The organism is Vibrio sp. CAU 1672 (genome assembly GCF_029223195.1).
In the GTDB taxonomy this organism is placed as follows: domain Bacteria; phylum Pseudomonadota; class Gammaproteobacteria; order Enterobacterales; family Vibrionaceae; genus Vibrio.
The window spans coordinates 400,545-414,691 of record NZ_JARHUF010000001.1; the positions used below are offsets into that span (position 1 = coordinate 400,545).

13 protein-coding genes are annotated in these 14,147 nt (G+C 49.1%); 6 read left to right on the forward strand and 7 right to left on the reverse strand.

Translation table 11 applies throughout. From position 1 onward, the window contains the following. Positions 1-3: 3 nt before the first annotated feature. From P2G85_RS01750 to pspA, 7 genes are all read right to left on the reverse strand, one after another. Positions 4-588 (reverse strand): DNA-3-methyladenine glycosylase I, encoded by a 585-nt coding sequence (locus P2G85_RS01750; RefSeq protein ID WP_275862378.1) that lies wholly within the window; start codon positions 586-588, stop codon positions 4-6. A gap of 63 nt (positions 589-651) precedes the next feature. Continuing rightward, positions 652-3,756, reverse strand: a complete 3,105-nt coding sequence (vmeI, locus tag P2G85_RS01755) for an efflux RND transporter permease subunit VmeI (protein WP_275862379.1) — start codon at positions 3,754-3,756, stop codon at positions 652-654. Then, on the reverse strand, positions 3,753-4,838 hold the full coding sequence (locus tag P2G85_RS01760; protein ID WP_275862380.1) for an efflux RND transporter periplasmic adaptor subunit: 1,086 nt from the start codon (positions 4,836-4,838) through the stop codon (positions 3,753-3,755). Before P2G85_RS01760 ends, vmeI begins: the two co-directional genes overlap by 4 nt. A 1-nt stretch (position 4,839) precedes the next feature. After that, on the reverse strand, positions 4,840-5,871 hold the full coding sequence (locus P2G85_RS01765) for an efflux RND transporter periplasmic adaptor subunit (protein WP_275862381.1): 1,032 nt from the start codon (positions 5,869-5,871) through the stop codon (positions 4,840-4,842). A 187-nt stretch (positions 5,872-6,058) separates the two neighbouring features. Beyond that, positions 6,059-6,448 carry an envelope stress response membrane protein PspC gene (gene pspC / locus P2G85_RS01770; protein WP_275862382.1) on the reverse strand — a complete coding sequence of 130 codons (390 nt, stop codon included), beginning with the start codon at positions 6,446-6,448 and terminating at the stop codon, positions 6,059-6,061. After that, positions 6,441-6,674 (reverse strand): envelope stress response membrane protein PspB, encoded by a 234-nt coding sequence (pspB, locus tag P2G85_RS01775; protein ID WP_275862383.1) that lies wholly within the window; start codon positions 6,672-6,674, stop codon positions 6,441-6,443. The genes pspC and pspB overlap by 8 nt, the downstream gene beginning before the upstream one ends. A gap of 14 nt (positions 6,675-6,688) precedes the next feature. Continuing rightward, on the reverse strand, positions 6,689-7,360 hold the full coding sequence (gene pspA, locus P2G85_RS01780; protein ID WP_275862384.1) for a phage shock protein PspA: 672 nt from the start codon (positions 7,358-7,360) through the stop codon (positions 6,689-6,691). A gap of 228 nt (positions 7,361-7,588) precedes the next feature. On the opposite strand from pspA, the gene pspF reads away from it, so the two are divergent. The 6 genes from pspF to P2G85_RS01810 all read left to right on the forward strand — a co-directional run bounded on the left by pspF (position 7,589) and on the right by P2G85_RS01810 (position 14,083). Then, positions 7,589-8,602 carry a phage shock protein operon transcriptional activator gene (pspF, locus tag P2G85_RS01785; protein WP_275862385.1) on the forward strand — a complete coding sequence of 338 codons (1,014 nt, stop codon included), beginning with the start codon at positions 7,589-7,591 and terminating at the stop codon, positions 8,600-8,602. A gap of 251 nt (positions 8,603-8,853) precedes the next feature. Then, entirely contained in the window at positions 8,854-10,473 is a 1,620-nt protein-coding gene (sapA, locus tag P2G85_RS01790; protein ID WP_275862386.1) for an ABC transporter substrate-binding protein SapA, read from the forward strand. After that, positions 10,473-11,435, forward strand: coding sequence for an ABC transporter permease subunit (locus tag P2G85_RS01795; protein WP_275862387.1), 963 nt, complete (start codon positions 10,473-10,475; stop codon positions 11,433-11,435). Before sapA ends, P2G85_RS01795 begins: the two co-directional genes overlap by 1 nt. Then, the gene (gene sapC / locus P2G85_RS01800; RefSeq protein WP_275862388.1) at positions 11,422-12,309 is read left to right on the forward strand and encodes a putrescine export ABC transporter permease SapC; all 888 of its coding nucleotides are present in this window, start codon (positions 11,422-11,424) and stop codon (positions 12,307-12,309) included. The genes P2G85_RS01795 and sapC overlap by 14 nt, the downstream gene beginning before the upstream one ends. Continuing rightward, a complete protein-coding gene (locus P2G85_RS01805; RefSeq protein WP_275862389.1) occupies positions 12,309-13,304 on the forward strand; it encodes an oligopeptide/dipeptide ABC transporter ATP-binding protein in 996 nt (331 codons plus the stop codon). The genes sapC and P2G85_RS01805 overlap by 1 nt, the downstream gene beginning before the upstream one ends. Continuing rightward, a complete protein-coding gene (locus P2G85_RS01810; RefSeq protein WP_275862390.1) occupies positions 13,301-14,083 on the forward strand; it encodes an ATP-binding cassette domain-containing protein in 783 nt (260 codons plus the stop codon). Before P2G85_RS01805 ends, P2G85_RS01810 begins: the two co-directional genes overlap by 4 nt. The last annotated feature ends 64 nt before the right edge of the window (positions 14,084-14,147 follow it).

Consider the following 14,147-nt stretch of genomic DNA (forward strand, 5'->3'; position numbering starts at 1 on the left):
GGGTTATTTTTTACTCTCCAGAGAAAAGTTACCCTTGCAAGGGCAATCAACCAGGTGATCATCGACCATACCAACCGCTTGCATAAATGCGTAACAGATGGTCTCCCCGACGAACTTAAAGCCCTTTTTCTTTAAGAACCGGCTCATCGCCTTAGATTGTTCGGTTGAAACCGGCACCTGACTCATCTCCTGCCAACGGTTGGTAACTGGCACGCCGTCGACAAACTGCCACAACGCCTCCGACAAACTTCCGTACTCCATAATCAGTGCCTGTGCCGCTCTTGCATTACTGAACACCGAATTGATTTTCCCCCGGTGCCGAACCACATCAAAATGCTCAATAATATAATCGGCATGCGACTCATCATATTGTGCCAACAGGTTGAGATCATAATTTTCAAACGCTCGTCGATACCCTTCGCGCTTTTTAAGTATGGTTATCCAGCTCAGCCCGGCCTGCGCACCTTCCAGCGTAATAAACTCAAACAGCACCCGATCGTCATAGACAGGCTTACCCCATTCCGCATCATGATAATCTCGCTCCAGCGGATGGTTCATTGCCCAGGCACAGACTTGTTCTCGTGTCATTTTACAATCCTTAAATAAAAACGCCTCCGTAAATCAGAGGCGTTTTGGCATAGCATTACCTAATCATTCAGGTACAGAAACCTTGTGGAACAGTCGGTAGAGCACTGGAACCACAATCAAAGTCAGTACCGTGGCAAAACCCAGACCAAACATGATGGTTACAGCCATAGGCTTAAAGAAAATATCCGGCAGCAGTGGCACCATACCCAGGATGGTCGTGATCGCGGCCATACACACTGGCCGAACCCGGCTTAACGCCGCATCCACCACCGCAACATACGGATCTTTGCCTGAATGCATCTCAATTTCGATTTGATCCAGCAAAACTATCCCGTTTTTCAGCAACATACCGGAAAGACTCAGGAAGCCCAGCAATGCCATAAAGCCAAACGGGGTGTTTAACGCCAATAAACCGGTAGTCACACCAATAATCGCCAGAGGCACGGTTAACCAGACGATCAGAGGTTCTTTAACCGAGTTAAACAGGAACACCGTGATCAAGAACATGAACAGGTAACCTAGTGGCATGGTGGTAAACAGTGATGCCTGTGCGTCACGTGAAGACTCATATTCTCCCCCCCACTCCAAGGAGTAACCCGGAGGAAGTTCAATCGCTTCAATCTGATCCTGCAAACGTTTTTGCAGTGTAGCCGCCGTCTCTTCGCCTAAAATATCCGGATCAGCCATCACAGTAAGAATACGCTTACGGTTTTTACGCACAATGATCGGGTCCTCCCAGCGCATTTCATAGCCCATCGTCACTTGTTGCAATGGGATATACTCGCCTTGTGCCGGACTCCAAATTTTCATCCCTTCAATATTACGAATATCAATTCGCTCGTCTTCCGGTAAACGGGCCACTATCGGCATCAAAGTTGTGCCATCGCGATATACACCAACGGCCATACCTGAAAACGACATCGAGAGAAAGTCATCCACATCCGATTTGGAAATACCATAACGACGTGCCTGACTCTCGTTAAACTGAGGTTCCAGTACCTGAGTCCGCTCCCGCCAGTCATGGCGGACGTTGGTTGCTCCCGGGTCGGCATACATAATGTCCATGACCTGAGCCGCGATAGTTCGCAATACCGTCGGATCCGAGCCTATAACCCGCGCCTCAATTTTTGCGCCTCCGCCGGGGCCGAGTTCAATCTGTTTAAACTTGTAATTGATCTCCGGATAGTTGGATTTGATATGTTCCCTGAAACTTGCCATTAACGGGGCGAGAGCCTCGTAACTGCTCATGCGGGTGGTAATTTCACCGTATGCCGCATAGCTCTTCTCTGGAGCATAGGTCAACATGAAGCGCTGTAACCCCTTACCAGCGGTGGTGGTAATATGTGCAACGTTTTCCTGGCTCGCTAACCAGCCTTCCAGCTCTTTCAACTTGTTGTTGGTCGAGCGAATATCGGTACCTTCAGGCAACCATACATCGACCTGGAACATAGGCGTTGTTGATGAAGGGAAAAAAGCCTGTTTTACATAGCCAAAGCCAAACAACGCCGCAGCTAAACCAACAACTAATACAATGACCGTCAACCACGCACGTTTCATGCAAAACTCGAGAAAGCGTTTATAAGCGACAAAAATTATCCCGTTATACGGATCGCTCTCCTCATCCTGCCCGGTTTTTACCTTCTGACCTTTAAAGAAAATATCCGCAAAGAATGGCGTTAATGAAATCGCGGTAAACCAGCTCAACATCAACGAGATCAACAGCACGGTGAACAAGGTACCGCAATACTCCCCGGTAGCATCCTCAGACAGGCCTATCGGCGCAAATGCCGTAACGGCAATCACCGTCGCCCCGAGCAACGGCCATTTCGTCTGGGTGACAATATCCGTCGCCGCCTGCAATCGCGTTCGCCCTTTCTGTGTTCCTATAAGTATCCCTTCGACCACCACGATCGCATTATCCACCAGCATACCCAACGCAATCACCAGCGCACCGAGCGAAATACGCTGCAGGTCGATAGCAAAGTACTTCATAAAGATAAAGGTACCCAGTACGGTCAACAGCAGGATCAAGCCAATTAGCAGACCGGAGCGCAGCCCCATAAAAAACAGCAGAACAATGATCACAATCGCCACCGCCTGGCCCAAACTGATGACAAATCCACTGACGGACTTATCCACCTCTTTGGGCTGGCTGTAAATCTCCGCGATATCGATACCAACTGGTTGCTGGTATTTCAGTTCTGCCAAACGGCGATCAAAGGCTTTCCCCACTTCAACCACGTTAACGCCCTGGGCGAAAGACACACCAACGTTTAAAGCCAGTTGACCATTGAAGTTAATAATATTAGTTGGCACCTCAACATAGCCACGCTCAATATTGGCGACATCTTTCAGGTAAATCAGCCCCTGAGCACCACCTTCCGTGATGATCAAATCTCCAAGCTGGTCAACGCTTTCAAACTCACCCGTGGGTTGAATGCGGATATATTCGTTACCGATACGGATCGCCCCGGCGTCAGACACCACGTTTTGCGTCGCCAACAGGTTAAATACCGTCGTCGGAGCCAGACCCAGGCTGCTGAGCTTTTTCATCGAAATCTCGATGAATACCTGCTCCTGCTGCTGACCCGTTACGGAAACTTTACTCACACCATCAACCAGTTCGAGCTCACGACGCAAATAATCAACGTAGTCAAGTAACTCCTTGTAGCTGTAACCCTCACCCGTCACCGCAAGTAAGATCCCGTACACATCGCCAAAATCATCTATCACCTGGGGCTCATTCACGCCCGGCGGTAGTGACCTTTTCAAATCGTTAACTTTACGGCGCAATTCATCCCATATCTGCGGCAAATCGTCCGGACCATAGTTATTTTTCATCGATACCGAGATCTGCGATAAACCCCGGCTGGAAATTGAATTAACCTCATCTACATACGTCAGTTGCTGAATGGCTTTCTCTAACGGATACGTCACCTCTTCTTCCACTTGCTGAGGAGTCGCACCAGGATAAGAGGTCACCACCATCGCATCCTTGATGGTAAATGCCGGATCTTCAAGACGGCCAAGACCAAAGAAAGCCGCCGCACCACCAATCAGGAAGATCAGCGAGATCATCCAACTGATCACGCGATTACGAATAAAGTACGCCGCTACACCGCTAATGTTGTCGTCATCCTGAGGCAACGATTTTGGTTGTCCGCTCATTGGTTTGCCTCCTGTTCCACCACATCAACTGTCATACCGTCCCTTAACCTCGAGACGCCAGCAACCACGACCCGATCATTCAAATCCAGGCCATCAAGTACCTGTACCGAGGTCTGCGACGCCTTACCAATTTTTATCTGCTTTTTACTTACGGTATCATCGCTGTTAAGTACCCAAACGAACTTATTAACCCGATCAAGTGCATCACCGTCGGCATTAAAGATGGCTTCAATTGGCACGTTGATGCCCGCATCCAGCTTAAAACTATCAAGATCGCTTTTTGAGGTAACTTCTACTGCCATGCCGTCGAGAATGAACTCTTGTTTGGGCATCGGTAAAGACAAAGTCGCGGTAAACGTACCGGTTTTCGGGTCTGGTTCAGTCGTAAACTCTTTGACCGACGCCGGGTACTCATTGCCGCTTGGTACACGCACCACAATATCTACTCTGGCGAAACTTTCTCCCGTCGGAGGCCGGTTAACATACAAGCGATCAGGCAATTGGATCAGCACTTCAACCCTGTCCAGGCTATGAATATTAACGATTTGTTGACCAACTTGAATGTTCTCAAATCGTTCCGCATTTACCCGTGAGATAATGCCGTCTATTGGTGCTTTGAGTGTGGTAAAAGAGAGTCGCAGCTTAGCCAGTTCCAGTTCTGCCAGTGCAATTTGTCGCTCCGCAGCAATTTCATCGAACTGAGATTTGGCAAGCAGGCCTTTTTTCACCAACGGACTCGATCGCCGGTACTGACTGTCAATCACACTGAAGCGTGCTGAAGCATTATCCACCGCAAGCTGATAGTCTGTCGGGTCTATCGTTGCGATGATATCCCCTTGCTTGACTCTATCCCCTTCACGCACAGCAAGCCTGGTAATCTCCCCAGCAACCCGAAAACTTAAGTGGGATCGATCAGCAGCATTGGCCACAGCGGGAAAATACAACCTGTCATTAACCTGTTTACCTTGTAATGACAGCACTTTGACTTTCGCAGGCTCAATGGTTCTCTGCGGGCCTTGTTCGCCGCAGCCGGCAATGAACACCGCAGAATAAAGCGTGATTAAGGTTATCCATGCCTTCATACTACAGTCCCCGCTCTTTAACCCATTCTCGAACCTTGATACCCGGCTCAATACCACTGACACCAGAGACAATGATCTGATCACCATCTTGCAATCCATCCAGCACCTGTTGTTTATCGTTCAAACTTACGATTGCCTTTTCAACTATGCCTTCAGCGGTTACCCGCCATACGCAGGTCACGCCATTTTCTTCGAATAACGCTGAATCCGGAATTTTAGTCGCACTGGCCACAGGAGCGACTAAATTGACCGTACCGGACATCCCCGGCAGAATGCCGATACCTTCCGGACGTCCCATCACCATGGTCACTTTATAACTGCCTGTTTTAGGATCCGCTTCGGTATCGATTTCCTGAAATACCAAATCAAATGACTGTTCAGGGAATGAATCAAAAACCATACTCGCCTGCACCACGGCCTTACGATTAAAACGGTTCAGCAGATGATCAGGCAGTTGGAAAATCACCTTCATCACCTGATTGGACTGCACATTCATCACCCCTTCTTTGGCAGCGACAAACTCATGATTTTCAGCCGGAATATAAGAAATCGTCCCATCGTAGGGAGCCAGCAGCTTAGTGTAGCTCAGATTCGCTTTGGCTTGATCCCACTGCGCCTTGGCAGAATTGTGATTGGCTTTGGCCTGATCAAAGTCCTGTTCCGACACGACCTTATCTTTGCGCAATTTTTTATAGCGTTGGTACTGAACATCCGCTAAGCGATACTGCGCCCGTGCTTGCTTCTCCAATAAGGTATATTCATCAGGATTCAGTGTCGCCAGCACGTCACCTTTGTTTACCGGCTGTCCGGCATTGACTTCAATGGTTTGCAATAGCCCTGGCACTCGAAAGGCGAGAACAGCTCGGTCTCCGGCCTCACTCGTGGCAGGGAAACTTCTTTCAAACTGGGCGTTGCCGACACTAACGGTAAACAGTTTCGCCGGACGTGATTCTGGCTCAGGAACGGGGGGAAGCTCTTTGCCACACCCTGATAATGAGAGTGCTATAGCAAAAGCAACGAACACATTTTTCATGCGAGTTGGTCCACATTTATAGACAGTAAGCTATAAATGTAGGTGAAACCTATAGAGACTTCTAGAATAATTCTTCTTATAAATGAACTGGTTGTAAATTACTTAAGTCGCTTCACATTAAACGCGGTTTTACGGGATAAAAACAAGCAGGCGAAGGCCTGCTCATTGGATTGGTGGGTAGTGCATATTATAACTTGTTGAACTCGCGGTTAACCCGGAAGGTTTCAGAGGTGACGTACGCCTCGAGATCTCGAATTTTGCCATCCAAACGGTCGAAATCACTCTCCAATATCCTCAGCAACTCATCTGCTGACTGGCCACGCTGCCAGGGTTTACTCTTTAAGGTGTGCTCTTGTTGCGCCTTGATGTTGGCACTGTAACTGACCGGCTGTTTTTCCAGCATAAAAGTCATGGCTATGTATGCCAACAGCACCAAAAACGTCCCACCCAGCAATGCGGCGGATATCACCAAAATACGGACAAGCCAGACCTCTGCGCCAAAGTAATTGGCAATCCCAGCACACACCCCGGAAATTTTGCCGTTAACGGGATCGCGATACAGTTCATGCTTAATCATACTTGCGCCTCCAACTTGGCGATTCAGCGTCCAGAATGCGTTCCAGCGTTTCCACTCTAGACTGCATCGTCTCAGCCTTTTCAGACAGTACCTGCAGTCGCTCTATGTCCTGTCCCGACAGGGTACTATCTGTCTTGCGTTTGCTGCGATAGTGTAGGAAGAGCCATAATGGCGCGACAAAGATTAAAAAGACGATCAGTGGTCCTGTTATAAAAAATGGCGACATAAATGGCTCCTTGCTTATTTATCTTGAGATGACATCTGCTCTTTTAGTTTTGCCAGCTCTTTCTCAATCTCATCCTGCGCTTGCAGCTCGGCAAACTCTTGATCCAGTGATTTGGCATTACCGCTTTTGGCATACAAATCCGCTTCGGCTTCCATTTCATCAATCTTACGGGAAAACTGGTCAAACTTGGCCATGGCTTCATGAGTGCGTGCGGTATGCAGTTGCTTCTGAACATCACGACGGTTTGAAGCCGTCTGGGTACGGATAGCCAGCGCCTGCTGCTTCGCCCGGGTTTCGGCAATTTTGTTTTCCAGTTTGCCAATTTCCCCGGTGAGTTTTTCAATCGTTTCCTCGACCAGAGTTTGTTCAGTATGCAACCCTTTAACTACGTGTTCCAGCTTTTGTTTCTCTATCAAAGCTGCTCGTGCGAGATCTTCACGCTGCTTAACCAGTGCCAGGCTTGCTTTCTGTTGCCACTCTACAATTTGCAGTTCCAGCAGCTCAACTTTACGTGTCAGCTCTTTTTTATCCGCAATGGCCTTAGCCGAGTTGGTACGCACTTCAACCAACGTATCTTCCATTTCCTGAATGATAAGACGGATCATTTTTTCCGGATCTTCCGCCTTGTCCAGCAATGCACTAATATTTGAGTTAACGATATCTGCAAAACGAGAAAAAATACCCATAATAGTACTCCTCTATTCCTATTTTTTACTCGGCAAGGTGGTCAATTGCCTTGTGTCTCCCAACAGATCTAACAAGTTGCATGCCAAGTTTTATATTCTTATAAATCAACACCTTAATAATGGCATTGTAGCAAATTTGGTTTGTGCTATGATGTTTTATGCCAACAGTTGGCAATTTTCACCAACCATAACTCACCTATACAGAGTGGCTCGCATAAGAAGGATATTATGAAGCAAAACCTGATTGGAGAATCGCCCGCCTTTCTCGCCGTGTTAGATAAAGTCTCACAACTGGCTCCGATCGAGCGCCCGGTACTGATTATCGGTGAACGAGGTACCGGTAAAGAACTGATTGCCCAGCGCTTACACTACTTGTCCAAACGTTGGGATAAACCTCTGATTTCACTAAACTGCGCAACACTCAGCGAAGGCTTGATTGACTCCGAACTGTTCGGCCATGAATCAGGTTCATTCACCGGCTCAAAAGGTAAGCACAAAGGGCGCTTTGAACGCGCGGAAGGTGGCACACTCTTCCTGGATGAACTTGCCACAGCCCCACTATTAGTTCAAGAAAAGTTGTTAAGGGTCATCGAATATGGTGAATACGAGCGAGTCGGTGGCCATCAGGCGCTTAACGCCAATGTACGTTTGATCTGCGCCACCAATGCCAACATACCTCTGTTGGCCCAACAAGGAGAATTTCGTGCTGACTTACTGGATCGGTTGGCGTTTGATGTACTGCTGCTGCCACCTCTGCGCGAGCGCAAAGAAGACATACTTTCTCTGGCAGAACATTACGCCATCAAGATGTGTCGTGAACTACAGCTAGAGTATTTTGTCGGTTTTACTCAAACCGCGCAGCAGGCGTTGCTGGACTACCCTTGGCCAGGCAACGTTCGTGAACTGAAAAATGTCGTCGAACGAGCCATCTACCAACACGGTTTAAGCGCTGAACCAATTAGCGAACTGGTCTTCAATCCATTCGAATCTCAATGGCAAGAAGACTTAGGGCATTTTGCCGAACCGGCGCAACAAACATTCAGTTCAGAAGAGCAGACAGCGCCACCGGTACAGTTTCCTATCGATTACAAACAATGGCAGGAAGACCAGGACATTTCACTGCTGAACCAAGCTCTGGAAGAGGCGAAATTCAACCAGCGCCAGGCCGCTGAGTTACTTGGGCTCAGTTATCATCAACTACGCGGAATGGTAAGAAAATACGGCTTAGTCGGGCAAAGTTAAACCTAACCGCTGATAGCTCACTATACTGTGGATAGTAGGGTGAGATTCCGTGCTCACTTTAGCTCTGTATCTTGGCCAGTCAGGGCTAAAGAGGGAAATAAAGCCACTAATTTGATCTAACACGTTGTCAGCCAATAATTTATGTTTGGAGCAAGTTCACAAAGGTGTTAAATTAGCGAGATCATTTTCGCTTGAGCGCCGAGCACCCGTTGTTAAGCAGACCAAGCAAGATCCCATGACCATTTCATATTATGAAAGCTTTGATAAGACTATCGCTGGGCCTACTCGGTATAAGCCTGCTCACCGCGTGCGGTGAAGAAATCGATCACGACGACATTCGCAGGCAAGGCTTTGTTTTTTGTGGGCAAGGTAAACCGAGCTCCTTTAATCCCCAGCTTGTAGACAGTGGCATCACCGCCGAAGCGCTAAGCCCACAACTCTACGATACATTACTCACTCTGGATGCTAATACTCACCAGCCGATCCCCAATGTGGCAGAGGACTGGGACGTTAATGATGAAGGCACCGAGTATACCTTTACCCTGAAACAAGGCATTCAGTTTCAAACCACCCCATGGTTTACCCCAACTCGCACGCTCAATGCAAATGACGTGGTATTCAGTTTTAAACGCATAATTGATAAAGAACACCCCTATCACAATGTCGGCGGAGGATTTTACCCTTGGTTTGCCGGGCTTGATTTTCAGAACTTGCTGCAAGAGGTCACAGCGGTTGATCCTTACACCGTCAAGTTCACTCTCAAACAGCCCAATTTTGCGTTTCTCGCTAACATTGCCACCAGTCATGCGGTGATATTATCTGAAGAATATGCGCACAATCTCGCGGCGGAAGACAACAAGGCACAAATAGATCAACTACCGGTAGGCACCGGCCCTTTCCAGTTAAAAGAGTACCAGGTCAACGATCTGATCCGGCTTAAGCGTCACCCCAATTACTGGCATAAACCGGCCAAAATGAAGCAAGTCGTGTTTGATATTTCCCATCGTGGCACCGGCACGCTGGCGAAACTGTTACGGAATGAATGTGATGTATTATCATCGCCGATTTCCAGCCAGATTCCGCTCATTAAAGAAACTGACAGCTTAAACCTGACTGCAACACCAGCCAACAATGTGTCGTTCATTGCGATTAACACCCGCCATCCTGCTTTGTCCGATCCGCGTGTTCGGCAGGCACTGAACCTGGCTATCAACCGACAGAATATTCTCGATTCGGTCTACTACGGTACGGGAACAACCGCATATACCCTGTTGCCGCCGAACTCCTGGGCCTATCAAAAAGATAGCGTCAAAATCCGCTATGACAGAAACTATGCCTTAGCACTGCTGCGTGAAGCCGGCTATGAAGATGGCCTGTCACTCTCGATGTGGGTGCCACTTGAACCACGTGCTTTTAACCCTAGCCCAAGAAAAACAGCCGAACTGATCCAGTCCAACTTTGCTGATATCGGCATACAGCTTAACCTGTTTACCGATGACCGCTTCGAGCGTACCCAGCTCGAAAATATCGCTGATGTCGATTTGCTGTTAACTGGCTGGATAGGGACCACGGGAGATCCCGATAATTTCCTGCGACCATTGCTGTCCTGTGAATCGAAAAAAGTCGGCCTTAACGTAGCAATGTGGTGTAACGATGATTTCGACTTTTTGCTCGATCTGGCATTGGAGACCCAACAACCGCGTTACCGGTTAAACCTGTATCACCAGGCTCAGAACATACTGAATGAAGAGTTCCCGGTCATTCCGCTGGCACATGGTGTTCAGTTCCGCGCTCATGATAAGTCTCTGAAAGGCTTCAAACAAAGCCCGTTCAATGCCCAACCATTTGATCAAGTTGAGAGAGTCCATTAATGCTTTGGTATGCAATCAGAAGATTCAACCTGTTCTTTATTACCTTCATGATCCTAACCTTGGTGGGTTTTTCCTTACTGCGTTTGGATCCGCTTTCGCATTGGGCAAACATTGAGTTCTGGTCGGGATGGCAGAGCTACCTTACTGAGCTTTCACAACTCAACTTTGGTATCAGTAAAAGTGGCAACGCCATTTATGATGAGCTTGTTATTGTATTTCCGGCCACACTGGAGCTGTGTTTTTTTGCCTTTGCAGTCTCACTGCTGATCGGTATTCCAGTGGGTACCATTGCCGGAATGAAACAAGGCAAATGGCTTGATACCAGCATTTCCTTCATCTCCATGTCCGGCTATTCAGCGCCGATATTTTGGGTCGCGATGATGCTGATCATGTATTTCTCATTGGAATACCCAATCTTCCCCGTAGCCGGACGCTATGACCTGCTGTACGAAATCAATCATATTACCGGCTTCGCCATCATTGATGCATTTTTGGCCACCGGCGAATACCGGGCCCACGCACTGCAAAGCGTCCTGGAACACATTACCCTACCCTGTCTGGTATTGGCTTTAGCCCCAACAACACAGGTTATCGGTATGATGCGTTCTTCGGTGGCACAGGTAATGAGCCAAAACTATATCCGTGCTGCACGCATCAAAGGCCTGTCAAACCGGGAAATCGTTACCCAACATGTGCTCAGAAATGCCATTCCACCCATCGTGCCAAAGGTCGGTGTACAGTTATCCAGTATGATCACCTTAGCCATCATCACCGAGTCAATTTTTAACTGGCCTGGTATTGGCCGTTGGCTGTTGGATGCCCTATCCAGCCAGGATTATGCTTCAATCCAAGCCGGGGTAATGGTTATTGCCACGCTGGTTTTGATGGCCAACATTCTCTCTGACCTGATTGGTGCAATGATCAACCCACTAGTACGCAAGGAATGGTATGCTAACAAATAACGTTTATCAGGAAGAGCACATTCCGACTCAGTTTGAACGCTTCTGGCGCAGCTACCGGGCTAACAGCCTGGCCATGTTTGGGTTATGGTGCTTGATCTTTGTCATCTTGGTGACAATATTGGCCCCCTGGCTCGCCCCCTATGATCCGCAATCCCAGTCCGGTGAACTGCTTGTCCCGCCTTCATGGAACCCGGAAGGCACCGTCGACTACTTTCTCGGCACTGACGATTTAGGCCGCGATATTTTGTCCCGGCTGATCATTGGCTCACAACTGACTTTCGGCGCCGCGGTTGTGATCACCGCCATCGCCGCGCTGCTCGGTTGTGTGATTGGCATTTTAGCCGGCATGACGAAAGGCTTACTCTCCAGTATCCTGAACCATCTCCTCGATACGGTCATGTCGATCCCTTCGCTGTTATTGGCGATTATTTTTGTCGCTTTCCTCGGTTTCGGTGAGTTCAACATTTTGCTGGCAATTTGCCTGGCGCTGATCCCCCGCTTTATTCGCTCGGTATATATTGCCGTCCATACTGAAGTCGAAAAAGATTACATCATGGCTGCTCGTTTGGACGGGGCGAATGACTTTTACCTGCTGTGGAACTCAATTTTTCCCAACATCCTGACCGTCATTGCCGCTGAGCTGACGCTCGCACTGTCCGTCGCGATCTTAGATATCACCGCATTAGGCTTTCTCGGCTTAGGTGCCCAGGCACCAAGTACCGAATGGGGGGCCATCCTGGGCGACTCGGTCGAACTGATCTACCTGGCCCCATGGACAGTAACCCTACCCGGCCTTACCATCATGTTTACCGTGGTTGTCATAAACTTAGTAGGCGAAGGTGTCCGTCAGGCACTCAACGCGGGGATCGAATAATGCCGTTGTTAGATATTCGACACTTAACAATTGAAATTGAAACTCCACAGGGATTAGTAAAAGCGGTTGACCGCATGAGCCTGAGCCTGAATGAAGGCGAAATCCGAGGCCTGGTAGGTGAATCAGGCTCGGGTAAAAGCCTGGTGGCCAAGGCGATCGTCGGCGTGTGTAAAGACAACTGGAAAGTCAGCGCTGACCGCATGCGCCTGGGCAATATTGACCTGCTGCAGCTGACACCAAGAGAGCGTCGCCGGGTGATCGCCCGTGACATTGCGATGATCTTCCAGGAACCGTCTACCTGTTTGGATCCCTCTGAAGAGGTGGGCAAGCAACTGATTGAATCGATCCCTGCCCGTGCCTTTGAAGGCAAATGGTGGGAGCGCTTCAAGTGGCGTAAAAAACAGGCCATCGCCTTGCTGCATAAAGTCGGGATCAAAGATCACCGTCGCTTGATGGACAGTTATCCCTATGAACTGACTGATGGTGAGTGCCAAAAAGTCATGATTGCGATGGCGATTGCGACCAAACCCAAAGTACTGATCGCCGACGAACCAACCAACGATTTGGACCCGATCACCCAGTCACAAATCCTGCGTTTGCTTAGCCGGATGAACCAGCTCAACAACACCACCATAGTGTTGATAGGCCATGACTTAACGACCATCACCCAGTGGGCAGACCGGATTACCGTCATGTACTGTGGCCAGTCAGTTGAATCGGCTGACACGGCAACCATCATTGCTGCACCGAAGCACCCCTACACGGCCGCGCTGCTCAAGGCTATGCCCGACTTCAATGACTGGCTGCCACACAAGCAAAAACTGCAGTCACTGCCCGGCTCAATCCCTCCGCTGCAGCATTTACCGATTGGCTGTCGTTTGGGTCCGCGCTGCCCGTACGCCCAGCGCCAATGTGTCGAGATGCCGCGCACCCGACGGATTAAGAATCATAAATTTAGCTGTCACTTCCCATTGAATACGGAGAAAAAGTCATGAGTGCGTTGCTTGAAGTCGACAACCTATCCAAGCAGTTTGTCACGCGCTCAGGCTTGTTCAAACGCACGGTCAAACAAGCGGTCAAGCCGGTCAGCTTTACGTTAGAGCCAGGGCAAACCATCGGGTTTATCGGCCAGAACGGTTCAGGGAAGTCGACTCTGGCCCGGATGCTGGCCGGTGTAATCGAACCGACTTCCGGTGAAATCCGGGTAAATGGTGAGCGCCTGGAGCATAAGGATTACGCCACGCGCTGCAAGCTGATCCGGATGATTTTCCAGGATCCCAACACCTCACTCAACCCACGGATCCAAATTGGGCGTATCCTCGAAGGACCATTAAAGCGAAACACCAATATGCCGCCGGAAGCGAGGATGAACCGGGTCAAACAAACCTTATTACGAGTCGGCCTGTTACCGGAACACGCTTATTTTTACCCGCAAATGTTAGCGGCGGGGCAAAAACAACGGGTATGTCTGGCGCGGGCGCTAATTCTCCAGCCTTCAATCATCGTCGCCGATGAGGCGCTGAACGGCCTGGATATGGCGATGCGCTCCCAGATCATCAACTTGTTTCTGGAACTGCAGGAAGAGATGGGATTGTCCTTTATCTATGTGTCCCAGCATATTGGCATCATAAAACACATTACGGATAAAGTGATGGTCATGCATGAAGGTGAGGTGGTGGAATTCGGTGACACCAACCAGGTGCTGACCCAACCTGAACACCCAATCACCCAGAGGCTGGTCGAAAGCCACTTCTACAAGGCCCCTGGCCACTGATGACAGCCAGAGCTCAAAAAGCGTAGCTATGAATGAAAAAGCCTGCATCTGTGCAGGCTTTTTC